This is a genomic window from Streptomyces chattanoogensis (genome assembly GCF_001294335.1).
In the GTDB taxonomy this organism is placed as follows: Bacteria; Actinomycetota; Actinomycetes; order Streptomycetales; family Streptomycetaceae; genus Streptomyces; species Streptomyces chattanoogensis.
This window is the reverse complement of record NZ_LGKG01000141.1, coordinates 16,509-40,541: the sequence shown is the minus strand read 5'-3', so window position 1 is coordinate 40,541 and position 24,033 is coordinate 16,509. Positions and strand designations below refer to the sequence as shown.

Annotated in this window: 22 protein-coding genes; 11 read left to right on the top strand and 11 right to left on the bottom strand. The window is 70.9% G+C overall.

Annotation, left to right across the window (positions count from 1 at the left end; all coding sequences use genetic code 11):
- Window positions 1-62 precede the first annotated feature (62 nt).
- Window positions 63-1,661: an FAD-dependent monooxygenase gene (locus tag ADL29_RS19945; protein ID WP_078971145.1), complete on the top strand. Its 1,599-nt coding sequence runs from the start codon at window positions 63-65 to the stop codon at window positions 1,659-1,661.
- A 174-nt stretch (window positions 1,662-1,835) separates the two neighbouring features.
- On the opposite strand, the gene ADL29_RS19940 is transcribed toward ADL29_RS19945, so the two are convergent.
- Window positions 1,836-2,576 (bottom strand): AAA family ATPase, encoded by a 741-nt coding sequence (locus ADL29_RS19940; protein WP_053925003.1) that lies wholly within the window; start codon window positions 2,574-2,576, stop codon window positions 1,836-1,838.
- Between the two features lie 100 nt (window positions 2,577-2,676).
- Here ADL29_RS19940 and ADL29_RS19935 point away from each other — a divergent pair, with 100 nt between their 5' ends.
- Both ADL29_RS19935 and ADL29_RS19930 read left to right on the top strand, forming a co-directional pair.
- A complete protein-coding gene (locus tag ADL29_RS19935) occupies window positions 2,677-3,012 on the top strand; it encodes a YnfA family protein (RefSeq protein WP_053925173.1) in 336 nt (111 codons plus the stop codon).
- A gap of 171 nt (window positions 3,013-3,183) precedes the next feature.
- Window positions 3,184-3,978 carry an SDR family NAD(P)-dependent oxidoreductase gene (locus ADL29_RS19930; protein WP_211274355.1) on the top strand — a complete coding sequence of 265 codons (795 nt, stop codon included), beginning with the start codon at window positions 3,184-3,186 and terminating at the stop codon, window positions 3,976-3,978.
- 98 nt (window positions 3,979-4,076) lie between these two features.
- Here ADL29_RS19930 and ADL29_RS19925 read toward each other — a convergent pair whose 3' ends face one another.
- From ADL29_RS19925 to ADL29_RS19910, 4 genes are all read right to left on the bottom strand, one after another.
- A complete protein-coding gene (locus ADL29_RS19925) occupies window positions 4,077-4,745 on the bottom strand; it encodes a VC0807 family protein (protein ID WP_053925002.1) in 669 nt (222 codons plus the stop codon).
- Complete coding sequence (locus ADL29_RS19920; protein ID WP_053925001.1) at window positions 4,742-5,968, bottom strand: FAD-dependent oxidoreductase; 1,227 nt, start codon at window positions 5,966-5,968, stop codon at window positions 4,742-4,744. The genes ADL29_RS19925 and ADL29_RS19920 overlap by 4 nt, the downstream gene beginning before the upstream one ends.
- A gap of 36 nt (window positions 5,969-6,004) precedes the next feature.
- Window positions 6,005-6,466 carry a MarR family winged helix-turn-helix transcriptional regulator gene (locus ADL29_RS19915; protein WP_078971144.1) on the bottom strand — a complete coding sequence of 154 codons (462 nt, stop codon included), beginning with the start codon at window positions 6,464-6,466 and terminating at the stop codon, window positions 6,005-6,007.
- Window positions 6,467-6,656: 190 nt separating this feature from the next.
- Window positions 6,657-7,850: an RtcB family protein gene (locus ADL29_RS19910; protein ID WP_053924999.1), complete on the bottom strand. Its 1,194-nt coding sequence runs from the start codon at window positions 7,848-7,850 to the stop codon at window positions 6,657-6,659.
- A 207-nt stretch (window positions 7,851-8,057) separates the two neighbouring features.
- On the opposite strand from ADL29_RS19910, the gene ADL29_RS19905 reads away from it, so the two are divergent.
- The 3 genes from ADL29_RS19905 (at window position 8,058) to ADL29_RS19895 (ending at window position 11,279) form a co-directional block, all read left to right on the top strand.
- Entirely contained in the window at window positions 8,058-8,933 is an 876-nt protein-coding gene (locus tag ADL29_RS19905) for a hypothetical protein (protein WP_053924998.1), read from the top strand.
- Between the two features lie 212 nt (window positions 8,934-9,145).
- On the top strand, window positions 9,146-9,856 hold the full coding sequence (locus ADL29_RS19900; RefSeq protein ID WP_053924997.1) for a tunnelling fold family protein: 711 nt from the start codon (window positions 9,146-9,148) through the stop codon (window positions 9,854-9,856).
- A 199-nt stretch (window positions 9,857-10,055) separates the two neighbouring features.
- Entirely contained in the window at window positions 10,056-11,279 is a 1,224-nt protein-coding gene (locus ADL29_RS19895) for a DUF2637 domain-containing protein (protein WP_053924996.1), read from the top strand.
- A 127-nt stretch (window positions 11,280-11,406) separates the two neighbouring features.
- On the opposite strand, the gene ADL29_RS19890 is transcribed toward ADL29_RS19895, so the two are convergent.
- The gene (locus ADL29_RS19890) at window positions 11,407-11,886 is read right to left on the bottom strand and encodes an SMI1/KNR4 family protein (RefSeq protein ID WP_245689539.1); all 480 of its coding nucleotides are present in this window, start codon (window positions 11,884-11,886) and stop codon (window positions 11,407-11,409) included.
- Here ADL29_RS19890 and ADL29_RS19885 point away from each other — a divergent pair.
- Window positions 11,866-12,528 (top strand): NADPH-dependent FMN reductase, encoded by a 663-nt coding sequence (locus ADL29_RS19885; protein WP_078971143.1) that lies wholly within the window; start codon window positions 11,866-11,868, stop codon window positions 12,526-12,528. The two genes, ADL29_RS19890 and ADL29_RS19885, sit on opposite strands and share 21 nt — an antisense overlap.
- 244 nt (window positions 12,529-12,772) lie before the next feature.
- On the opposite strand, the gene ADL29_RS19880 is transcribed toward ADL29_RS19885, so the two are convergent.
- Window positions 12,773-13,921, bottom strand: coding sequence for an FAD-dependent oxidoreductase (locus ADL29_RS19880; RefSeq protein ID WP_053924995.1), 1,149 nt, complete (start codon window positions 13,919-13,921; stop codon window positions 12,773-12,775).
- A gap of 179 nt (window positions 13,922-14,100) precedes the next feature.
- Here ADL29_RS19880 and ADL29_RS19875 point away from each other — a divergent pair, with 179 nt between their 5' ends.
- Complete coding sequence (locus ADL29_RS19875; protein ID WP_053924994.1) at window positions 14,101-14,691, top strand: TetR/AcrR family transcriptional regulator; 591 nt, start codon at window positions 14,101-14,103, stop codon at window positions 14,689-14,691.
- Window positions 14,692-14,698: 7 nt separating this feature from the next.
- Here the strand turns inward: ADL29_RS19875 and ADL29_RS19870 are convergent, their stop codons facing one another.
- Both ADL29_RS19870 and lysS read right to left on the bottom strand, forming a co-directional pair.
- Entirely contained in the window at window positions 14,699-14,920 is a 222-nt protein-coding gene (locus ADL29_RS19870; protein ID WP_053924993.1) for a hypothetical protein, read from the bottom strand.
- Between the two features lie 127 nt (window positions 14,921-15,047).
- Window positions 15,048-16,772: a lysine--tRNA ligase gene (gene lysS, locus ADL29_RS19865; RefSeq protein WP_046927333.1), complete on the bottom strand. Its 1,725-nt coding sequence runs from the start codon at window positions 16,770-16,772 to the stop codon at window positions 15,048-15,050.
- Window positions 16,773-16,972: 200 nt separating this feature from the next.
- On the opposite strand from lysS, the gene argS reads away from it, so the two are divergent.
- The 3 genes from argS (at window position 16,973) to ADL29_RS19850 (ending at window position 21,215) form a co-directional block, all read left to right on the top strand.
- Window positions 16,973-18,760: an arginine--tRNA ligase gene (gene argS / locus ADL29_RS19860; RefSeq protein ID WP_053924992.1), complete on the top strand. Its 1,788-nt coding sequence runs from the start codon at window positions 16,973-16,975 to the stop codon at window positions 18,758-18,760.
- A 188-nt stretch (window positions 18,761-18,948) separates the two neighbouring features.
- Window positions 18,949-20,022 carry a hypothetical protein gene (locus tag ADL29_RS19855; protein WP_245689554.1) on the top strand — a complete coding sequence of 358 codons (1,074 nt, stop codon included), beginning with the start codon at window positions 18,949-18,951 and terminating at the stop codon, window positions 20,020-20,022.
- Window positions 20,019-21,215 (top strand): S8 family peptidase, encoded by a 1,197-nt coding sequence (locus tag ADL29_RS19850; RefSeq protein ID WP_053924991.1) that lies wholly within the window; start codon window positions 20,019-20,021, stop codon window positions 21,213-21,215. The genes ADL29_RS19855 and ADL29_RS19850 overlap by 4 nt, the downstream gene beginning before the upstream one ends.
- A gap of 53 nt (window positions 21,216-21,268) precedes the next feature.
- Here the strand turns inward: ADL29_RS19850 and ADL29_RS19845 are convergent, their stop codons facing one another.
- Both ADL29_RS19845 and hemB read right to left on the bottom strand, forming a co-directional pair.
- The gene (locus tag ADL29_RS19845; RefSeq protein ID WP_053924990.1) at window positions 21,269-22,897 is read right to left on the bottom strand and encodes a CocE/NonD family hydrolase; all 1,629 of its coding nucleotides are present in this window, start codon (window positions 22,895-22,897) and stop codon (window positions 21,269-21,271) included.
- A 139-nt stretch (window positions 22,898-23,036) separates the two neighbouring features.
- Window positions 23,037-24,026 (bottom strand): porphobilinogen synthase, encoded by a 990-nt coding sequence (gene hemB / locus ADL29_RS19840; protein ID WP_053924989.1) that lies wholly within the window; start codon window positions 24,024-24,026, stop codon window positions 23,037-23,039.
- Between the last annotated feature and the right edge of the window lie 7 nt (window positions 24,027-24,033).

Genomic DNA, 24,033 nt, shown 5'->3' with positions numbered 1-24,033 from the left:
TCGCGGGCGCTTTACGCTTGCCAACAAGCGTTGACCAACATGCGTTGGCATTGGAGGCGGCCATGACGGAGACCCACCGCAAGCCCGGCACCACCGACGAGCCCGGCACCACCGACCCGACAGCGATCCCCGAGGCCCCGCACAGCGAAAGCGCTGATGCCATCGCCGATGTCATCGTGGTCGGCGCCGGACCGACCGGGCTGCTGCTCGCCGGAGACCTCGCCGAGGCGGGGCTGCGCGTCACGCTCCTGGAGCGCCGCCCCGAAACGATCAGCAATCTCACCCGCGCCCTGGTCGTGCACGCCCGCACCCTGGAGCAGCTCGACGCCCGCGGACTCGCCGATGAGCTCGTCGCCGGAGGACATCGGCTCACCCGGCTCAGCCTCTTCGGTGCCGCCACCCTTGCCCCGACCGTGCTTGCCTCCCGGTTCCCGTTCGTGCTGGTCACTCCGCAGTACGAAGTCGAGAAACTGCTGGCGCGACGGGCCCGGCAGGCCGGGGTCACCTTCCGGTACGACTCCGAGGTGCTGGGATTCGACCAGGACGCCGACGGTGTGACGGTCCGCCTCCGCGATGCCGGGGGCATCCACCGCGCCCGCGCCGCCTACCTCGTCGGCACCGACGGCGTGCACAGCACCGTCCGCGAGACCCTCGGCATGCCCTTCCCCGGCCGGTCCGTGCTGCGCTCCCTGATCCTCGCCGACGTCCGGCTGACCCAGGAGCCCGAATCCCCGCTGACCGTCAACGGCAACGGCGACTCCTTCGCCCTGATCGCCTCGTTCGGCGACGGCATCCACCGCGTCATCGGCTGGAACCGCCACCGCCAGGCCTCCGATGACGCGCCCGCCGGCCTCGACGAGGTCCGCGAGTGCGCCCGGCTGGCTCTCGGCAGCGACTACGGCATGCACGACCCCCGCTGGATCTCCCGCTTCCACAGCGACGAACGCCAGGTCCCCGACTACCGCGTGGGCCGCGTCTTCCTCGCCGGCGACGCCGCGCATGCCCACTCCCCGGCCGGCGGCCAGGGCATGAACACCTGCCTGCAGGACGCCGCCAACCTCAGCTGGAAACTGGCCGCGGTGCTCCAGGGCCGCTCCCCCGACAGCCTGCTGGACACCTATCAGACCGAGCGCCACCCGGTCGGCAAGAAGGTGCTGCGCACCAGCGGCGCCATCCTCCGGATCGCCCTGCTGAGCAGCACTCCGGGGCGCGCCGCCCGCACACTGGCCGCGCAGCTCGTCAACCGCATCCAGCCGCTGTCCCGCCGAGCGGTCCGCGCCATCTCCGGCATCGACATCAGCTACCCCGCCGAGCGCGGCGCCCACCCGCTCACCGGCCGCCGCGCCCCCGACATCCAGCTGGCCGACGGCAGCCGCCTCTACGAACTCCTCCGCCAGGGCAGGTTCGTCCTCATCGCCCCCGCCGAGGAGACCGGCGTCCTCCGCCCCTCCGCCGACCGGCTCGTCACCGCCGCCTGGGGAAGCGGCCGCCGCACCGCCCTGCTCGTCCGCCCCGACGGCTATATCGCCTGGGCCACCGACGCCACCGCCCCGGCCGAGCGCGGCGCGGCGCTCCGTACGGCTCTCGCCCACTGGACCGGCACGGCAATAGCCCCCGCCGGCACCGGACCGGCCGGCCCGCCCGTCACCATCGGCTCATGAGCCGACGGGCCACGAACCACCAGCTACGGCCGACTGGCCACGAGCCGCCGCCCCCAACCGCTGACCGACCACCGACCACCCATTGCCCGTCGAGCACCACCACCCACCACCCACCGACCACCGACCACCGGCCACCGACCACCGACCGCTGGCCACGGGCCGAGCCACTAGCCACTAGCCAGTGAGCACATGCCGCAGATACGCCCGTGGGTCGGCCATATATCGCCGCCAGTGATCGACAAGGCCCAGCTCCGCCCACTCCACGCTCCGCATGCCGTGTTCGCCGACCTCGACGATCTCGGCACCCGGCAGCGCCGTCAGCAGCGGCGAATGCGTGGCGCAGACGACCTGCGCCCCTACAGCCCTCAACTCATCCATCAGGCCGACCAGTTGAAGACAGGAGGAGAACGACAGTGCCGCCTCCGGCTCGTCCATCACATACAGCCCCGGCTGCGCGAACCGTTCCCGGAAGGCCAGCAGAAAGCCCTCACCATGGCTCATCTCGACCGGAGACTGGGACAGCCGCTGTGTCTGCTGCTCGCGGCTCAGCGCGTCCAACGCGGTCTCGGCCCGCAGAAAGAAGCCGCGGCGTCGGGTGCGCGGCCCCCGGATCATCCGCCGCCCGGCGTATGTGGGGTCGAACCGCAGCAACGCGCCCAGCTCCGACGGCTCCCGCGAGCTGGCGTACTTGTAGCCCGCCGAGCCGCCGTACGAATCCAGGCCGAAGGCCTCCGCGAGTGCCTCCGCCAAGGTCGACTTCCCCGAGCCGTTCTCCCCCACCAGAAAGGTGACCGGCGCACGGAACGTCAGCCCTTCCTCGGCCAGCTGCCGCACACAGGGCACCGTCCAGGGCCAGCCGTCCTCGGCCGTCCCCTCGCCCTCCGGGAGATCCACATAGGCACGTTCGATGAGCATGTCCTCGAAGCTCTCACAGGGCACCGACAACGGCCTTCCCGACGGCGCACCCAACCCCCGCTCACCGGGCCGGGCGCCCTGCCCTGGCACCCTGGCCTCCATGCTGATCGCCCGCTCCATCGCCCTGTTCGTCGTCGCCGCGTTCTTCGAAATCGGCGGCGCATGGCTGGTCTGGCAGGGGATCCGGGAGCACAGGGGCTGGGTCTGGATCGGCGCAGGGGTGATCGCGCTCGGGCTGTACGGCTTCGTCGCGACCCTCCAGCCGAACCCCGAGTTCGGCCGCATCCTGGCCGCATACGGCGGGGTCTTCGTCGCCGGGTCGCTCGCCTGGGGCATGGTCGCGGACGGTTACCGGCCCGACCGGTGGGATGTCATCGGCGCACTGATCTGCCTGGCCGGCATGGGAGTGATCATGTACGCCCCTCGGGGCCGCTGACGCCCGCCTGCATATCCTGATCGCCAGGCACCACACAGGACACAGAACACAACACGCACCACGCACCACACAGCACGCACCACACAGCACGAACCGCCCGGCCGCCCCCGGTCGCACGACGAGCACGGGGACGCGGGGATCCGACCATCACCCCAGGTCCGAGGAGAGCGCATGACCGCCGACGCACGCCCTGCCGAGGGCCGTACCCCCACCGACGGCGCCCCGGATGCCCGTACCGCCGTCATCACCGGAGCGAGCAGCGGTATCGGCGCCGCCACCGCACGGCAGCTCGCCGCCGCCGGATACCGCGTCGTCCTCACCGCCCGCCGCAAGGACCGCATCGAGGCACTCGCCGCCGAGCTGCCGCACGCCGAGGCATACGCCCTCGATGTCACCGACCGCGCCGCCGTCGAGACGTTCGCGGCCTCCCTCGGCCGCTGTGACGTCCTGGTCAACAACGCCGGCGGCGCCCTCGGCGCGGAACCGGTCGCCACCGGAGACCCGGCCGACTGGCGCGCCATGTACGAGGTCAACGTCCTCGGCACGCTCCATATGACCCAGGCGCTGCTGCCCGCCCTCACCGCCTCCGGCGACGGCACCGTCGTCGTACTGTCCTCCACCGCCGGTCACGCGACCTACGAAGGCGGCGGCGGATATGTCGCCGCCAAGCACGGCGCCCATGTCATCGCCGAAACCCTCCGCCTCGAACTGTGCGGCGAGCCCGTACGCGTCATCGAGATCGCGCCCGGCATGGTCAAGACCGAAGAGTTCGCCACCACCCGCTTCCGCGGCGACACCGCCAAGGCCGCGAAGGTCTACGAGGGCGTCGCCGAGCCCCTCAGCGCGGACGATGTCGCCGACACCATCACCTGGGCGGTCACCCGCCCCTCCCACGTCAACATCGACCTGCTCGTCGTCCGCCCCCGCGCCCAGGCCTCCAACACCAAGGTCCACCGCACCGGTTGAGCGCAACAACAACCGGGCGGGGCGGCGCAGACGCGATGGAGCAGCCCAGATCCGCTGCTGCTCCATCGGATACCAGGCGGATCGCTGAGTGCCTGCCGCTACGTGCGTGCGGCCGTGGGTGACTGGTGCGCATCGGTGGGCCGCTGCTGTTCGGCGTCGACGATCCGGGACAGTCGTGGTACGCGCGAGCGGAGCATCACCATGATCGCGAGGATCAGGGCGATCCCCGGCACCTTCTGCAACCCGTCGGCCTGGCTCACCGGAAACGCGTAGACGATCACTGCGTTCAGCAGGGCGTAGCCGAGCATCGCGGCGGCGATCGCGGCGGTGAGTCGGCGGTGGGTGGTCCGCATCTGCGGGGAGTTGCGCCAACTGCGCTCGTACGCCGCGGCCCGCTCCGGGTCGCCCTTGGTGGCCATCGGTGTGGCTCCGGTGTAGGTGAGCGGGCGGCCGCGCCAGCAGGAGAGCAGGAAGACGGCAGCGGCGACGGTGAGGTAGACGGTGGGGCGCAGCAGCGCCAGCCGGGCGTCACCGGAGAGGGACAGCAGCGCGACCGTCGCTGCGAGTTCGGCGATGACGAGCAGGCCGAGCGCGTCCACTCGCCGTCCGCGGATCATGCGGGGAACGGTGTACCCGGCGGTGGCCGCGCAGGCGGTGATCAGCGCGGGCACGTCGGCGACGCCGAGCCAGTGCAGCAGGTAGTAGACGACGGTCGGAACGACCAGGTCGAGCAGGGTGGGCAGCAGGGCGCGTAGGGACCTGTTCATCGATGGGTTTCCTTTCCGGCAGGGCGGATCGCCTGGGCGAACCGCTCTCCGTAGCGCAGCGATTCGGCTACGGCGGCGAAGCCGTACCGGCACATCTCGGTTTCGTATGCGGCCACCGCCGGTACCAGCCCGGCGGGATGCCGGACGGCGGTGAGCTGGTCCGCGAGCACGGCCGCATCGCGCAGTGCGGTGTTGGCGCCGGTGCCGCCGGCCGGGGACATCGGGTGGATCGCGTCGCCGAGCAGGGTGACCCGTCCGGTGGGCCAGGCGGGCGGCCGGCCGGCGACGCGTACGTTCTGGACGAAGCAGTCTTCCGGGGCGGCCTCCCGCACCGCCTGGTGCAAGGCGGGGTGCCATCCGGTGGTCGCGTCGGCCGCGTACCGGTGCAGCCCGGCCGGCGACGCGGTACGCCACTGGTCTGCGCCGGCGAAGGGTCCCCGCGGTTCGCCGCTGAGCACCCACATCAGGTAGTCGGGCTCCGGGTCCAGTGACACCGGCGGCGTCACCGCGGCGGCGGCTTCCCCGTGCGATTGGCGGGCGCGGTAGGCCCCCCAGATCCCGATGTGGCCTTGCGGGGCGACCGTCACCGCGACCCGGTCGAAGAGCGGCGCGGGCAGCAGGTCCCGTAGCGCTGGGCGCAGTGTGGTGCGCCCCCACAGGCAGCGGACGCCGGTGTCGCGGGTCCCTGCGCGGGGCAGCAGCCCGGCGCGCACGGCCGAGCCCACGCCGTCGGCGCCGACCAGCAGATCGCCCTCGGCGGTCGAGCCGTCGGCGAGGCGCACCCGCACCCGGTCGGGGGTCTGCTCGAAGCCGACCACCTCCTGTCCGAAGCGCACCTCCCGTTCCAGGCCGGCCAGCATGATCTGGCGCAGCGTCAGCCGGTTGACCCCGGTGTGATCCCGGGGGGTGGCGGTGCCGTCGACGCCGACGTCGGTCGCGTACAGCGGGCGCATGCGGTGGTCGAAGACGGCGACCCGGGCCCGCGCCTCGTCATGGGAGGTGGCCAGGTACAGCCGGAACAGATCCTTCGGTAAGCAGGCGGCGAGGGCGTCGCCGCCCACGCGGTTGATGTTGATCCGGTATCCCCGCCGGTCGGCCCGTACCGTCGGCGCCCGTTCGAAGACCGTCACGGCCAGTCCGGCCTGGCGCAGTGCCTGGGCGAGGGCGAGGCCGCCCACCCCCGCACCGGCGATCAGTACCCGCAGTGTCACGCGGTCCCCCATGGTGGTGTGCTCCTGGTCGTGCGCTTCGCCGAGCGGTCACCGGTCCAGGTGTGGATTGCCCGCTTTCGCCTTGGACTCCTCGAACCGGGTCAGCAGGTCGGCGAGGGTTCGCACGTCCGCGGCGTCCCAGTCGGCGACGAAGGCCGTGAAGCGGTCGAGGCCCTGCTCGGCCAGCCGGTCGAGCTCGTGCCGTCCGGAGTCGGTGAGCGTGACGAAGCTGGAGCGGCGGTCCGCCGGATCGGTCGTCAGCGTCACGTGGCCGGCCTGCTGAAGCGTCCTCAGCTGGTGGGTGATGGCCGATCGGTGCACCTCCAGTGCGGAGGCGAGATCGGACGGACGCACCGCCTTGTCCGGGACCTCCCGCTCCGCCCAGCCGAGCACCTGGAGGACGGCGAGGGACGCCGCCTCCGGAATCCTGCGGCGGGCCCGTTCCACACCGGCAGCCACCGTGTTCACCGCGAACGCCAACCGTGCCACGTCGTCTCTGCTTGGTCGCATGACATCACGGTAATGTAGTTGATTGACTTAATCAACTGGATTGGTTTCAAGGCCACGGACCCAAGGTCACGGGCTCAAGGTCACGGGCTCAAAGGTCCGTTCAAAGGGGGGACGAACAAGACCATCCGCAAGCATCAAGCCCCGGACCGCGTACGGTCCGGGGCTTGCCGATCACGTGTCGTGCCGGGCCTCAGCCCTTCACGCAGACCACCTGCTTGAGGTGGGCGACAACCTCCACCAGGTCCCGCTGCTGCTCCATGACCTTCTCGATCGGCTTGTAGGCGCCCGGGATCTCGTCGATCACTCCCGAGTCCTTACGGCACTCCACACCCCGCGTCTGCTCCTCCAGGTCCCGCGTCGAGAACCGCTTCTTGGCGGCGTTACGGCTCATCTTCCGGCCGGCGCCGTGCGAGGCGGAGTTGAAGGACGCGGAGTTCCCCAGACCCCTGACGATGTAGGAGCCGGTGCCCATCGAGCCCGGGATGATGCCGAACTCGCCGCTCCCCGCCCGGATGGCGCCCTTACGGGTCACCAGCAGGTCCATGCCGTCGTACCGCTCCTCCGCCACATAGTTGTGGTGGCAGGAGATGACCTCCTCGAAGGTCACCTTCGCCTTCTTGAACTCGCGCCGGATCACGTCCTGGGTGAGGGCCATCATGATCTCGCGGTTGTGCTTCGCGTACTCCTGCGCCCAGAACAGATCGTTCCGGTACGCCGCCATCTGCGGGGTGTCCGCGATGAAGACGGCGAGGTCGCGGTCGACCAGCCCCTGGTTCTGCGGCAGCTTCTGGGCCACGCCCATGTGGTACTCGGCCAGTTCCTTGCCGATGTTGCGGGATCCGGAGTGCAGCATGATCCACACGGCCTGGTCGGCGTCGATGCAGAACTCCCAGAAGTGGTTTCCGCCGCCGAGCGTTCCCATCTGCTTCGTGGCCCGCTCATGACGGAACTTGACCGCCTCCGCGACGCCGTCGAACCGGGCCCAGAAGTCCCCCCACCCCGCGGTCGCGACGCCGTGCAGCCGCGCCGGGTCCACCGGCGCGTCGTGCATACCCCGCCCCACGGGAAGCACCTGCTCGATCTTCGACCGCAGCCGGGAGAGATCACCGGGCAGGTCGTTGGCGGTCAGCGAGGTCTTCACCGCGCTCATCCCGCAGCCGATGTCGACACCGACCGCCGCCGGGCAGACGGCCCCCCGCATCGCGATCACCGAACCGACCGTGGCCCCCTTGCCGTAATGCACATCCGGCATCACGGCCAGGCCCTTGATCCACGGCAGGGTGGCGACGTTGCGCAGCTGCTGCATCGCGACATCCTCGACCGCGGCCGGGTCCGTCCACATCCGGATGGGTACCTGCGCGCCGGGCACTTCGGTGTACGACATAACTTCCTCATTCCCCCGAAAACAGATAAAACGCAAAACGCGGACAAGTCATCGGATCTTGGACGGTTGACCGGCGTTCGCGGTGAGACGTGCGGTAGACATTGTGTCCATCGGCCGCCACTCGGCGGCAACCACATTTCGCGGGGATCCCGGCAGGGGAAGCATGGGGATCCCCGCAGGGGAAGCAAAGGGAAGGAGCCGCGACCGATGCGACGGAAGACGCCGCGCTCGTCGTTCGTGCCCGGTGCCGCGCTGGTGGCCGCCGCGGCGCTCGCCGCCGGCCTCACCGGCTGCACCGCCGGCTCCGGCACCGACGGCGGGGCCGCCGACGCCAAGGGCGGCGATGCCGCGACATCGAGCCAGGCCGCCGAGCCGGGCCGCTACCAGACCCTCCCGGAGGCCTGCGGGCTCCCCGCGCGCAGCACCGTGCGCGGCCTGCTGCCCGGCGACGACCAGCAGCTGTCGCACGACGAGGCGGAGAAGATCTACGCGGGCCAGGCGGAGGTCACCTACGACACCGACCGCCGCGTCGGCTGCCGCTGGAAGCGCGAGACGACCGAGGGCACCCGGCATCTGTCGCTCGACATCGTGCGGGTGGTCTCGTACGACCCCTCGGTCAGCGATGACGACCGGGCGCAGGAGATCTACGCGGGCAAGGAGCTGGCGGCGGAGATTCCGTCCGACGGTTCCGCCTCCCCCGCCTCGCCCACCTCACCGCCCCCGTCCGCCAAGGGCGGGGAGGCGAAGAGCACCAAGGGCGGCAAGGGTGCGGACGGGGCCACGGGGAAGCCGTCGGGCGGCCCGTCGTCGCCGTCGGCGGGGGCGAGTGCGGACGCCGGCGGCTCCACGGCGCCGCGCGTTCTGGGCGGTCTCGGCGATGTGGCGTTCCTGAACGACAAGCTGGCCACCGCGGACTCCGGTGTGCACCGTGATGTCACTGTGGTCTTTCGCACGTCGAATGTGGTCGTGACGATCACCTATGACCAGTGGTCGACGGACAAGGCCACCCTGCCGGAGAGCCAGGAACTGCAGGACAAGGCGCGTTCGCTGGCCGATGAGCTGGCGGAGAGCCTGAGCGAATAGTCCGGATTGACCTGCATCTGACACTTGCCGTTTTAGTGGCGCCTTGCCGCATTCATTCGATCGTTCAAACGACACGAACCGGCCACGGACCTCGCTCCGCCGCGTACCGTGCCGTCTAGCGCCGCCCCCGTACGGACCACCCGTACGGACTCCCGTACCAGCCTCGTGCGCGAGGCGGGGCCGCCGCCACGACGACGAACAGCGAAGGAACCATGCACCGTTCAGCCAAGCGACTCGCCAGCCTTCTCGCCTGCGCCGCAGTCCCGGTGATGCTCGTCGCCGGCTGCTCCGGCTCGGACACCAAGACCTCCGACAAGGCCTCCGAAGCGCCCAGCAAGTCGAGCAGCCCGTCGCCCACCGTCGCGGCCGCCAAGTACAAGAAGCTGCCGAACCCGTGCGAGGCGTTCTCCAAGGGCACCCTCGACAAGCTGGTGCCCGAGGCGAAGGACAAGTCGGGGGACCAGGGCGACTCCACCGACGCCACCACGCACGGCACCTGCACCTGGGCCAGCTCCGACTCGCAGGGCGTCGACGGCACGCAGTTCCGCTGGCTGGACATCGGCTTCCAGCGCTATGACTCCGACCCCAACCCGCAGATCGGCTCCGGCGAGAAGCGCGCCACGGAGTTCTACGCCAAGACGGTCGCCAACGCGAAGGCCACCAAGGGCGCCAAGAAGCTCAAGGTCGTCAAGACGTCCGGCACGGGCGACGAGGCCACCACGCTCACGTACGACATAAAGAAGGAAGGCACGGCCTTCACGAACACGACGGTCGTCGCCCGTACGGCCAACATCGTCGTCATGATCAACTACAACGGCGCGAACATGTCCGGCGACGACACCCCCAAGGCCGCCGACCTGCTCAAGCGCGCCCAGCCCGCCGCCAAGGAGGCCGTCGCCGCCGCCGTCAAGGCCAACGGCTGACCCCCGTGCCGTAGCGCGCCGCAGTGCCGTACCGCAGGGCCCGCACCGATCCATGGTGCGGGCCCTCGCGCCGTCCCGGCTGCGCGAGGGGCGCGCCCGAGCCCAATCGTGACCCGGCTCCCTCCGTACCGACACCCACCCGCCCGCACGCGTGTGCCAGGCTGTCGCTCGCAACAGACCGACTAAGAGGGGTTCTCGGGTGGCCGAGCCACTGAAGCTGACACGCACACACCGGATACTCATCGGGGTGGTCATCACCGGCGCGGTGGTCATCGCCGGCATCGGCTTCGCCGGCTCCTACACGGCCGTGCGGGAACTGGCCATCAAGAAGGGCTTCGGCACCTTCGCCTACTTCTTCCCCATCGGCATCGACGCGGGCATCTGTGTCCTGCTCGCGCTGGATCTGCTGCTGACCTGGATCCGCATGCCCTTCCCGCTGCTGCGGCAGACGGCGTGGGTGCTGACCGTCGCGACGGTGGCGTTCAACGCCGCCGCGGCGACCGACCCCTTGGGCATGGGCATGCATGCCGTCATCCCGGTGCTGTTCGTCGTCACCGTCGAGGCCGCCCGGCACGCCGTCGGGCGGATCGCCGACATCACGGCGGACAAGCACATGGAGGGTGTACGCATCACCCGCTGGCTGCTGTCACCCGTCCCCACGTTCCTGCTGTGGCGGCGGATGAAGCTGTGGGAGCTGCGGTCGTACGACGCGGTGATCAAGCTGGAGCAGGAACGGCTCGTGTACCAGGCACGCCTGCGTTCGCGATTCGGGCGGAGCTGGCGCCGTAAGGCTCCGGTGGAGTCCCTGATGCCCCTGCGGCTCGCCCGGTACGGGGTGCCGCTGGCCGAGACGGCTCCCGCGGGGCTTGCCGCGGCAGGCATCGAACCGCAGTTGCTGCCGGCGCCGCAGCAGCCCGCGCAGTCCGCCCTGGAGCCGGGCGCCCAGGAGCCGGCCGAGGCAATGCCCAGCCAGTGGTTCGCGGCGTCGCAGCAGGTGGCCTATCAGGGCGACTACGACCCGGCGTTCGCCCCGGAGCCGGAGCAGCAGCATCAGCCCTCGTACGACGAGGACCCGCAGAGGGCAGCGCACGAGCAGGTCCCGGTACCGGCGCCGCGCACGCCGGAGCCCGAGCCGCAGGTCCTGGTGCCGACCGGTGCGGGCGGGACGCGTCCGCTCGGCACGGGCACCTCCGAAGCGGACCCGCAGCCCGCTCAGGCACCGGCCGGGACCCCCACCGATGAGGACCTGTACCGGGTGTTCCGTCACTCGCTGGAGGGCGAAGGCATGCCGACACCGGGCGCGTTCGCGGCGAACCTGGAGGCGCAGTACGGGATCCGGCTGCGGTCGCGGGAGCTGAACCGCTACGTGGATCAGTTCAGCGACCGTCTGAACGCCGAGCTGCTGGACGACCACATCGCCTGACGCGCACACCGAGCGCCGTACGGCGGCGGGTCCGGAGCCGACGCGCCGCGCCGACCGGGCAGACGATGCGGGAGCGGGGAGCGATCGGGGTGAGGGAGACGGCCGCTCCGGTCTCCGGTGGCCGGGTTCAGCGGCAGAGTTCCATGAGGGTGTCGTCGAAGTCGGGGAACTCTCCTGCGGCCTGCTCTATCAGGGCCGTTGCCGGCGCACGGTGGTCCGGTGCGAACCGTTCGGCGATGGCCGTCAGCTCGGCATGGGGGCGTGGGACCCACTCGGGCTGGTACGAGGTGGCGGCCTCCCAGGGGCCGAAACCGGCGGCCAACAGCCACAGGAAGGCCCCCAGGTTGCCCGCGACGACGCCGGTCTCCCCTTCCGAGCCGAGGAAGACAACGGGCTGCTCGACCAGTGCCCGCCCGGGGCGGATCAGCCAGAACGCGGCGTATCCGCCGGTGCCGTCCTGGCCGAACACGCGGAAGCCGTCCCCGTTCACCTCGGCGTTGCCGGTCCATGCCCGGAACCACTTGGTGGTCTCCTCCGCAGACAGGAAGGCCGCGAAGGGCTCGAAGTCGCCCCCGTCACCGCCCGCATGGTCGAACGGAACCGCCATGGCGGCAGCGAGCCCGGCGGGAAACCGGCAATCCTGGTTCGGCATCACGCGAACACATTAGCGGCGGCGCAGTCCCTGAAAAGCGACCGGGAGGCCGGCGCCACAACGGACCTGGCCGCCGAACACGCGGGCAGCGCCGCGGACTTCGAGCTCGTGGACCTGGCCGGCCACGCGCTGCCGCTGCTCGACGAAGCCGTCCCGGCGGCCAAGGCACCGGGACGGCAGCCGCACACCCGGCGATGGGCCGAGCGGATCGGCTCGTACGACGCCTACGTCCTCGTCACCCCCGAGTACAACACCGCCCCGCCCGCCGCCCTGACCAACGCCATCGACTACCTCCACCAGGAGTGGGGTGCCAAGCCGGTCGGCTCCGTCGGCTACGTCGGCTACGTCGGTTACGGCGTCTTCGGCGCGGTCATGGCGGTGCAGAAGCTGCGCGCACAGGCGGGTGTGCTGCGGATGGCCGACATCGGGCCGCAGGTGGCGCTGTCGCTGCGCGAGGACTTCGTGGACTTCACCGACTTCCGGCCACGCGAGCTGCACACGGCAGAAGTCCACCGGCTGGTCGACGAGTTGCTGGCATGGGCGCAGGCGCTCGGACCGCTGCGCACAGCTGCCCGGACCGCTCACCGGAACGCGTAGCAACCAGGGAAGGACGGTCGCCATGCGTATCACGGTCTCCGGAGCCAACGGTTCCACCGGCCGTCTGCTCACCGGCCAGGCACCCTTGCCGAGGGCCACGCGGACGGCAGGTTCACCGCCCGTGCGGACCTGGCCGCGAGCATGCCGGCCCTGCTGGACGACAACCGCCACCACCGCTCCACCGTCAGCGTCATCACCACCGTCGGCAACCCCGCCCTGCTCCGGTGGATCCGCCGCGAAGCGCTCACGAAGAGCTGAGCCGGTCCGGCCAGACGGTCTCGGGGAAGGCGGCGGCGTCGGAGTCGGTGTCGGGTACGAGGGTGGTCAGCATCTGCCGGGCGGTCTTCGCGTTGTCGGCGGCCCGGGGCAGCATGACGCCTTCATAGGCGTCGAGGGCCTGGTCGATGGTGGGGTGGCCGATGACGGCCTGGGCGAGTTCGGCGCCGTCGAGCAGTGCGAGGTTGGCGCCGACGCCGACGGGCGGCATCAGGTGGGCGGCGTCGCCGACCAGGGTGATGCCGGGGACGCGCTGCCATGTGTGGGGAACGGGAAGGACGAACATGGGGCGGTTGCGGAAACCGCCCTCGTTGTCGCGCAGGATGTCCAGCAGCCTCTCGTCCCAGCCCTCGTACTGGGCGAGGAGGCGGGCGCGTACGGCTGCGGTGTCGGCGAGGTCGAGTCCGGCGTGCCAGTCCTGGGGCCCGCGGAAGATGATGTAGCCGCGGACGTGTCCGTTGCTGTTGCGCTGCAGCACCAGGCCGCGGCGGCCCGCCTTGGCCGACATGGTGCCGCCGCCGACCAGGCGGGCGATGCCGGGGTGACGGTGGTCGACGTCGTCGAAGTGGACTTCCACCATCGTGACGCCGGTGTAGGAGGGCTGGGCGCCGGAGAGCGCGGGGCGCACTCGGGACCAGGCGCCGTCGGCGCCGATGACCAGGTCGAACTCCTCGACGGCGCCGTCGTGATGGTGCAGCCGGGCAGTGCCGTGGGGCAGCGGGGTGACGGCCTTGACGCGGTGGCCCCAGCGGACCGTGCCGGGGGCGAGGGAGTCCAGCAGGAGGGTGCGCAGCTGGCCGCGGTCGATCTCGGGCCTGCTCAGATCGCCCTCGCCGGCCTGGTCGTGGCGTATCAGCTGCGCGTGCCGGTCGTACAGGCTCCACTGCTGGTCCTCGGGCCGGGACAGCGCGAGGAACCGGTCGAACAGCCCGGCCGTGCGCAGGGCGGCCTGGCCGGTCTCCTCGTGGATGTCGAGAGTGCCGCCCTGCGAACGGGAGTCGGGGTCGCTCTCCCGCTCGAAGACGGTGACCGGTACGCCGTGCTGCTGCAGGACGCGCGCGCAGACGAGGCCTCCGGGGCCGGCGCCGATGATCGCGATGCGGGGGGTGGTGGACATGAGGGGTCACGCTCCGTTCTACGGATCGGGAGAGTGCTGGCACGCCCCGGCCTCGGCAGGGAGGTCCGAGGGGCTCACCCCTTCACAGAAACACAATCAACTCCAAAAGTGCAATCGATTCGACTTTTTATCCGATCGCCTTTCCGATCGAGTCGCCTCAAGTGGGGTAGGGTGAGCGCATGTCCGAGACGACGACAGGGCGCCGCGAGCGCAAGAAGGCCCGGACCAGACAGGCCCTGGCGGATGCCGCCCTGCGGCTGTTCACCGAGCGCGGCTTCGACGACGTCGGCGTCCGCGAAGTGGCGGAGGCGGCCGACGTCTCGCTGAGCACGCTCTTCAAGCACTTCCCCAGCAAGGAAGCCCTCGTCTTCGACCTGGACGCGGACATCGAGAGCGCCCTGGTCGCCGCCGTTCGCGACCGGGCTCCCGGCCTGCCCGTCCTGCACGCCCTGCGCGACCACCTGGTGCGCACCCGTACCGCCGTGCGGACCGACGACCCCACGTTCGTCCTCGTCGAATCCACCCCCGCGTTGCGGGATTACGCCCGGCGGATGTGGTCGCGCCACGAGAAGGCGCTGGCCGCCGCGCTCGCCGAGGCCACCGGGCTGGCTGCCGACGACCTTGCCGTCGCCGGCCTGGCCCGCTTCGCCCTGGAGGCCCCCGGCCTCGCCCGCGCAAGCGACGACCCGGCCCGGGCCCTGCGTGACCTGTTCGCCCTGCTGGAACAGGGGTGGGCCACCACCCCCCTGGCGCGCGGGGAAGACCGCTAGGGCCGCCTCAGGGCTGGGCAGAGCCCGCGCCCGCCCGCCGCTGCCTGCGCTTCTTGTCCACGTCGCCCCATACGGCGAGCCCGGCGCCGAGTACGAACACCCCGAGATGGGCCGCGGGCGAGAGATCGAACCAGTGGGAAAGAATGCCCACGTTGTTGTCGAAGAACACGTCGGCGATGAAACCCACCGCCCCCTGGAGCATGGCAATGACTCCGATGAATCCCCTCATGCCTCCAGCCTGATGCGTTCGGCCCCGGGGATCCTCGTCCCCGGGGCCGAACCCGTTCTCCTCCGGAAGTCGCACGGCCGGGTGGGGCACTACGACTCAGCGGCAGCCCGCCGCCCGCCGCGACCGGTCAGTCGCCGAGCAGCTTGCGCACCCGGTCCGCGCCGACCGCCAGCAGCAGCGTGGGCAGCCGCGGCCCGGTGTCCCGGCCGACCAGCAGGTGGTAGAGCAGGGCGAAGAAGGAGCGCTGGGCGACCTTGAGTTCCGGCGTCGGCTTGGCGTCCGGCTCCAGGCCCGCCTGGATCTTGGGCACGCCGTAGACGAGCGTGGTCAGGCCGTCCAGCGACCAGTGGTCGTCCAGCCCGTCGAGCAGCAGCCGCAGCGAGGCGCGGCCCTGTTCGTCCAGCGAGCCCAGCAGTTCCTTGTCGGGCTCGTCGCGGACGATGGTGCGCTGGTCGGCCGGGACCTGGGTGGTGATCCAGTACTCGGCCTTGTCGAGCCGCGGCCGGGCCTCGTCCAGCGAGGTGACGGGGTTGTCGGGGTCCAGCTCGCTCAGGATGCGCAGGGTCTGCTCGTCGTGGCCCGCCGTGATGTCCATGACGGACGCCAGGGTGCGGTACGGGAGCGGGCGCGGCGTGGTGGGCAGTTCGCCGGCGGCGGTACCGACGGCGCGCTTGTAGGCGGCGGCGTCGGCGGGCTGCGCCGAGCCGTCGGCGACCTTGGCGGCCAGCTTGTCCCACTCGTCGTAGAGCCGCTGGATCTCCTGGTCGAATGCGATCTTGAAGGACTGGTTGGGCTTGCGGCGGGCGTAGAGCCAGCGCAGCAGCGGCGCCTCCATGATCTTCAGCGCGTCACCCGGGGTGGGCACACCGCCCTTCGACGACGACATCTTGGCCATGCCGCTGATGCCGACGAAGGCGTACATGGGCCCGATGGGCTGGGCGCCGCCGAAGACCTCGCGGACGATCTGGCCGCCGACGACGTACGACGAGCCGGGCGAGGAGTGGTCCACACCGCTCGGCTCGAAGACCACGCCCTCGAAGGCCCAGCGCATCGGCCAGTCGACCTTCCAGACCAGCTTGCCGTGGTCGAACTCGCGCAGCACCACGGTCTCGGAGTGGCCGCAGGCGGTGCAGGTGTAGGCCATCTCCGTCGACTCGTCGTCGTACGAGGTGACGGTGGTCAGGTCCTTTTCACAGACGGTGCAGTAGGGCTTGTACGGGTAGTAGCCCGCGGCGCCCGCGCTGCCGTCGTCCTCGGTGGCCGCGCCGGAGCCCTCGGCGGCCTCGAGCTCGGCCTCGTCGACCGGCTTCTGCTGCTTCTTGGGCTTGCCGGTGGCCTTGTCCTTGGTGCGGTAGCGGTCGAGGACACCGTCGATGTCGGCGCGGTGCTTCATCGCGTGCAGGATCTGCTCGCGGTAGACGCCGGAGGTGTACTGCTCCGTCTGGCTGATGCCGCGGTATTCGATGCCCAGCTCGGCCAGCGACTCTTCCATGGCGGCCTTGAAGTGCTCGGCCCAGCTGCCGTAGGGGCTGCCGGGCGGGGCCGGCACGGAGGTCAGCGGCTTGCCGATGTGCTCCGCCCAGGACGGGTCGATACCGGCCGGGACCTTGCGGTACCGGTCGTAGTCGTCCCAGGAGAGGACGTGGATGCACTCGTGGCCGCGGCGGCGGATCTCGTCCGCGACGAGGTGCGGGGTCATGACCTCGCGGAGGTTGCCGAGGTGGATGGGGCCGGACGGGCTCAGGCCCGAGGCACAGACGATCGGTTTGCCGGGGGCGCGGCGCTCCGCCTCGGCAATGACCTCGTCCGCGAACCTGGAGACCCAGTCGGTCTCGGTGCTCTGCTGAGCCACGATCGGCCCTTCCTCTTCCTGGTGCTTTCCCGTTGCGCCGCGTGGTGCGCCGGATACCGCGCAGCGACGCCCATAAGCCTGGCGGTGCCATTCTCCCAGACGCCGCCCGCTCAGAAATTCAGTGGTACCGGCGTGGGATACTCACTGGCAAACCCTTTCCGCTCCAACGTCCCCTTCCTCTAGAAGAGAGCGCTCCTTCCATGGCCTCGGTCACTTCCCTCGCAGCTACGGTCAACCAGCGCGTCGCGGACGCCCTCTCGGCAGCCCTGCCGGAGGCCGGCGCCGCGGACCCGCTGCTGCGACGAAGCGACCGGGCCGACTTCCAGGCCAACGGCATGCTGGCCCTGGCGAAGAAGCTCAAGGGCAATCCGCGGGAGCTGGCGGCCAAGGTCGTGGAGGGCATTCCCGCCGGTGAGAGCGGTGCGGTGATCAAGGAGATCGAGGTCTCCGGGCCCGGCTTCCTCAACATCACCCTGGCGGACGAGGCGATCATCAAGACCCTCGCCGAGCGCGCCGCCGATGCGCGGCTGGGTGTGCCGTACGCCGAGGCGCCGGGCACGACCGTCATCGACTACGCGCAGCCGAATGTGGCCAAGGAAATGCATGTCGGCCATCTGCGGTCGGCGGTGATCGGCGCCGCGATGGTGGAAATCCTGGAATTCACCGGCGAGAAGGTGATCCGCCGCCACCACATCGGCGACTGGGGCACCCAGTTCGGCATGCTCATCCAGTATCTGATCGAGCACCCGCACGAGCTGGACCACAAGAGCGGCGCGGACACCGAGGTCTCCGGTGAGGAGGCCATGTCCAACCTGAACCGCCTCTACAAGGCGTCGCGTGCCCTCTTCGACTCCGACGAGGAGTTCAAGGAGCGGGCGCGGCGGCGGGTCGTGGACCTGCAGGCCGGCGACGAGGAGACCCGCGCCCTGTGGCAGCGCTTCGTCGACGAGTCGAAGATCTACTTCTACTCGGTGTTCAACAAGCTGGACATGGAGATCCACGACACCGACGTCGTCGGCGAGTCGGGCTACAACGCCATGCTGGAGGAGACCTGCCGGCTGCTGGAGGAGTCCGGCGTCGCGGTCCGCTCCGAGGGTGCGCTGTGTGTGTTCTTCGACGACGTCAAGGGCCCGGACGGCAACCCGGTCCCGCTGATCGTCAAGAAGTCCAACGGCGGTTACGGATATGCCGCCACCGACCTCTCCGCGATCCGCGACCGGGTGCAGAACCTGGGCGCCCAGACCCTCCTGTACGTCGTGGACGCCCGGCAGTCCCTGCACTTCAAGATGGTCTTCGAGACCGCGCGGCGGGCCGGCTGGCTGAACGAGAAGACGCAGGCCGTCCAGCTCGCCTTCGGCACGGTCCTGGGCAAGGACGGCAAGCCGTTCAAGACCCGTGAGGGCGAGACGGTGCGGCTGGTGGACCTGCTGGACGAGGCGATCGAGCGGGCGACGGCGGTCGTGCGCGAGAAGAACAACGAGAAGATCAACCTCACCGCGCAGGAGATCGTCGAGAACGGCGCCCAGATCGGCATCGGCGCGGTGAAGTACGCCGACCTGTCGACGTCCGCCGCCCGCGACTACAAGTTCGACCTGGACCAGATGGTGTCGCTGAACGGCGACACGTCGGTGTACCTCCAGTACGCGTACGCCCGTATCCAGTCGATCAAGCGGCGGGCCGGCGAGACCCGCCCCGCGGCCCACCCGGAGCTCGAACTGGCCCCCGCGGAGCGGGCGCTGGGGCTGCACCTCGACGGTTTCGCCGAGGTGGTCGCCGAGGCCGCGGCATCGTACGAGCCGCACCGGCTGGCCGCGTATCTCTACCAGCTGGCCTCGTACCTGACGACGTTCTACGACCAGTGCCAGGTCGTCAGCGCGGACAACCCGGCCGAGGTCGTCGAGAACCGCCTCTTCCTGTGCGACCTCACCGGCCGCACGCTCCACCAGGGGATGGCGCTGCTGGGGATCCGGACCCCCGAGCGCCTCTGAGCGTCACCCGGGGCCGTCCTGCGCGGCGGCCCCGGGCCGTACGGTCTCCGTCCGGAGACCCGCTTCTCGCCCCATCGGACAGGTGATCGATAGTGTCTCCTGGGCACGCGCGGGGGCGTGCCCGCTGACCTGACGATCCCCCCGCTGTTCGTGCCCGCGTGCCGGACGCCGATACAGGGAGGGGAGCCATGTCGTATCCGGGGCCGCCCGGAAGTCCCGGCAACGCCGGGGCGTACGGCCAACAGCCTCAGCAGGGAGCCTGGCCGCAGGGCCAGGGCATGGCCCCGCAACCACCGCCGTTCGCACCGCCCGGTCCGCCCGCGCCGCAGAACGTGCCCCCGAACGCGCCGCAGGGCGGCTGGGCCCCCCAGGGCGGTGCACCGGGCGGCTGGGCGCCCCAAGGCCCCCCGGCACAGGGCGCTCCGGGCGGCTGGGCACCGCAGGGCGGACCCGGGATGCCGGGCATGCCGCCCCCCGGTATGCCCGGCCCGGCACCGGCCTCGGGCAAGAGCACGGGGCGTGCCTGCCTCACCGCCTTCCTGGCCGTGTGCGGCGGGCTCGGGCTGCTGGGCGGCGGCGGGCTGGTTGCCCATGCGTACTCCAACGCGAGCCAAGTCAGCTCCAACGCCGGCGACTTCGGCCCGGAGATGTGGCGCAGCGAGCCCGTGGCCAAGCTCCTCCCCGAGACCCTCGCACCCAAGAAGGACTACCGGTCCGACACGGCCGACCCCAAGCGCGCGCAGTGGCACCGCGTCGGCATATCCGACAGGACCGCGTGCGATGACGGGCTGAGCAGCGCCGTTGCGGCGGAGGCGAAGAAGCTCGGCTGCAAGGCCACGCTGCGGGCCACCTATGTCGACCCGACGGGCAACACGGTGGTGACGGTTGCGCTGATCGTCCTGCCCAAGGGCACCGACCCGGAGTCCATGCACGCGTTCTTCAGCAACGAGCAGGACAAGCACCCGACGCGGGACCTGGTGAAGGCATACGGGGCCCCCGGCACCCTCACGGCCAAGTGGAACGATGCCCGCCGCAGCGGCTCGGCCGGCGACACGATCAGCAACTCGGACATGCCCTACGCCCTTGCGGCCTCGGCCGGCACGGTGGACGGCCGCGTCGCGGGCAGGCTGCCCGGCAAGTTCGGCAGCCATCGCTCCGACGCCAGGTGGGACCGCGGTCCGTGGGAGGGCGCGGCCGCCGGTGTGGTGGAAGTGCTGCAGCAGCACCTCCAGGATCTGATGATGAAAGAGACGAGCCATTGAGTACCCGTCGCATCGCAGCGGCCGTGACGGCGGCCGGCCTCGCCTCGCTGCTGTGCGTGACGGCCGCGACGCCCGCGGCTGCCGCCACCCCCAGGAGCTGGGAGTACCAGGCGCTCGGCCTGGCCGCGGCCCAGCGGACCGCCCAGGGGGAAGGCATCACGGTCGCGGTCCTGGACAGCGGTGTCGAGGAGAACCACCCGGCGGTGGCGGGCAGGGTGACAACGGGGCCCGACTACCAGAAGGACGGTCTCCGTCCCGGCGACCCGCGGTGGGGAGCGCACGGCACGGCGATGGCCTCGGACGTCCTCAAGGTCGCCCCGAAGGCCAAGATCCTCTCGGTCCGGGTGATCGACGACAAGAAGGAGCACGGCATCTCCACGCGGCAGGGGCCCAGCCCCGTCGCCCAGGGCATCAACTACGCCGTGGACCATGGCGCCGACGTCATCTCCATGTCGCTCGGCGGCGAGTCGTTCGGCAGCAGCTACGACGACGACGAAGTGGACGCCCTGGCCCACGCCGCACAGAAGGGCATCCCGGTCCTTGCCTCCGCAGGCAACGGGGCCGAGGAGTTCAACGAGGCCGAGTACCCGGCCGGCTATCCCACGGTGATCGCCGTCGCCGCGACCCAAAAGGGCGGCACCCGCGCCGAGTTCTCCACCGTACGGACCTACAACGCCGTGGCGTCGCCGGGCGTGGGCATCGTGAGCGCGAACAACACCGGTGGCTACCGGCCGGTCAACGGCACCTCGCCGGCGACGGCTCTCGCCTCCGGCGTAGTGGCCCTCATGCTGTCCCACCACCACAAGCTGACACCGGCGCAGGTGCGCACACTGCTGGCCAGGACGGCGCACCACCCGCCCGGCGGATGGAACGCCCTGGTCGGTGCCGGGACGATCAACGCCGCCGCCGCGGTCCGGGCGTCCGCGAACCCGCCCTCCGTCGCGACGGCCCCGGCGAAGCACAAGGGCAAGGAGTACCCGGCCGGCCAGGACGGCACGTCCGCGACCGGTCATCCGCCCCTGGACACGTCCATGACGACGATCGGGTACAGCGCCGGTGGCGTCGGGCTGGTGATGGTCCTCGGCGCGGTGCTGATCGGGGTACTGGGCCGACGCCGCGCGAAGGCGAACGCGGCAGCGGGCCCGGCAGGCCCGGTGGGTCCGGCGGGCTTCCCGGCACCACCGCAGTTCTAGCGTCCGGGCGGCCGGGCACCGATTGCCCCGCCCGGCCGGGCGGGGCAAGGCCGTCAGCCGGTCGGCACGTCCAGGTACGACGGCCGGCTCTTGGGCGAGCTCACCGTGATCGTGCCACCGGCGCCGTTCGCATCGCCGTAGAGCGGATCCTTGGTGTCCACCACCAGCATCAGCCGGTGCCCCTTCGGCACGTCGTACGCGGCCGCCTGCAGCCTGATGTCGGCCGTCACGGGGCGGCCCGCCCGGCCGTCCAGTGACGTGAACGGGGCGTGCGTGATGATGTGCGCCGAGCCGTTCCCGTCGACGTCGAAGAGATGGGCGAAGATCGTCGACCGGGCCGTGGTCGGCGTGTACGTCAGCCGCAGCCTGGGCGCGCCGCGCAGCCGCGTCGTCGACTCCGCCGGGGCGCCCGACCACACCGCCGCGTTCTCACGGGAGATGGTGTGCGTCCGGTACGTCTTCGGCAGGCCCGCCATTTCCCTGACGCCGGCGAGGAAGGGGATGCTGCCCGCGGCGTTCGCGGTGGTGTCCTTGCCGGAGGTGAAGCCCATGCGCCAGCCGGTCGACGGGGCGGGGCGCAGACCGCCGTCCGTGCCCCTGCCCTCCGGTGCGGCGAGGTCGAGCCGCTGCGTCCCCTCCGTGAAGGCACCCCAGTCGGCCCGGGTTTCGCGCAGCCACGGCAGGTACTTCCACATCACCTGGCTGTTGACCTGGCCCTCGGTGTCGATGCCGTTGCGCTCGCCCTTGAGGAAGCGGTCGAACCAGCGCTTGGCGTCCTTCGTGACGTGGTTCGGCAGGCCGCCGAGGCCGGTCATCTCGGGGCCGGCGTGGTCCCCGACGGACATGTCGATCCGCTTGGGCCCGGTCAGGCCGTTGAACGTCTTCAGCGACTGGTTCGAGGGGAACAGCGTCTCGTGCCACCCCTGGGCGTAGAAGACGGGCACCCGGCGCTTGTTGAGCTGCTTGAGGTACGTCTGCGGGGAGCGCTGCCTGGCCCAGGCCAGCGCCCGGGGGATGTTGCGGTTGGTGAGGATGTCGGAGAAGGCCTGGCGGGTGTGCGCGCTGAGCCGTGCGTTGCCCGCGACCGTCTGCAGGGCCCGTACGGAGCCGAGGTGGCGGGTGCGGTTCTCGTAGAACGCCTCGCCCAGGTCGCCCCAGGTGCTCAGCGCGGCGACCGCGTCGACCCGGGAATCGTGGGCGGCGATCAGCTGGCTGAGGCCGGAGCCGTACGACAGGCCCGCGAAACCGACCTTGGTGGTGCGGCCCGGGGCGTGCGCGATGAGGTAGTCCAGCGCCTTGGAGCCGTCCCGGACATCCAGCGGGCCGCCCGCCTCCGCCTCGCCCTCCGAGAAGCCGAAGCCGCGTGCGGAGTAGGCGAGGACGTTGTAGCCGGCCAGCGCGTACTTGGTCGCCAGGACCGTGTACGTGTGCCAGCCGAACTGCGTCCAGGGGGACGGCAGGACGATGGCCGGGCGGGGCGTGGCGTCCGGGTGGATCCAGGTGGCGCCGTCGAGCTTGATGCCGCCGACGCCGGGGATCTTCACCAGCTGGAAGGGCGCCACGGCCGGCGCCTGGGCGGACGGAGCCGACGGCCGGGCCTCGGCGACGGCGGGGGTGGCCATGGATATGGCGAGCGCGGCGGCCGAGGCCGCCGCGCGGCGTGCGAATCGGGAACGTAACACGTCCGAAGTGCTCTTCTCTTCAGGGAAGTTGAGGCGCAGATCTGCTCCGTACGATCACGACTGCGCATGATCACGGCTGCGTATGATCAAGAATGCGCGCGCCTCAACTCCCCCAAACAGCGGCATCGGGCGAGATGGGTCACAGCCCCCGCGCGACCTCCGTCGCCCAGTAGGTCAGGATCATGTCCGCCCCGGCCCGCTTGATGCCGGTCAGCGTCTCCAGGATGGCCTTGTCGCGGTCGATCCAGCCCTTTTCGGCGGCGGCCTCGATCATCGCGTACTCGCCGCTGATCTGGTACGCGGCAACGGGGACGGGCGCCTCCGCCGCGATCTTCGCCAGCACGTCCAGATACGGCAGCGCCGGCTTGACCATGACCATGTCGGCGCCCTCCTCCAGGTCGAGCGCCAGCTCGCGCAGCGACTCACGGAGGTTGGCCGGGTCCTGCTGGTAGGTCTTGCGGTCGCCCTTCAGCGACGAGCCGACCGCCTCGCGGAACGGCCCGTAGAACGCGGACGAATACTTCGCGGTGTAGGCGAGGATCGACACGTCCTCGTGGCCGGTCTGGTCGAGCGCGTCACGGACCACGCCCACCTGACCGTCCATCATGCCGCTGGGGCCGACCACATGGACGCCCGCATCGGCCTGGACCTGCGCCATCTCGGCGTAACGTTCCAGCGTGGCGTCGTTGTCGACCCGGCCCCCGGCGTCCAGGACGCCGCAGTGGCCGTGGTCGGTGTACTCGTCCAGGCACAGGTCCGACATGACGACCAGGTCGTCACCGGTCTCCGACCGTACGTCCCGGATGGCCTGCTGCAGGATGCCGTCGGGGTCCGTACCGGCCGTACCGGCCGCGTCCTTCTTCTCGTCGAGCGGCACACCGAAGAGCATGATCCCGGCGACGCCCGCCTCTACCGCGTCGACGGCCGCCTTGCGCAGCGTGTCGCGGGTGTGCTGGACGACGCCCGGCATGGCGTTGATCGGCACCGGCTCGGTGATGCCCTCCCGGACGAACGCGGGGAGGATCAGGTCGGCCGGGTCCAGGCGGTGTTCCGCAACCATCCGCCGCACGGCGGGGGTAGTACGCAGCCGACGCGGCCGCGCCCCGGGGAAGCTTCCGTACTTCGTCATGCCACCC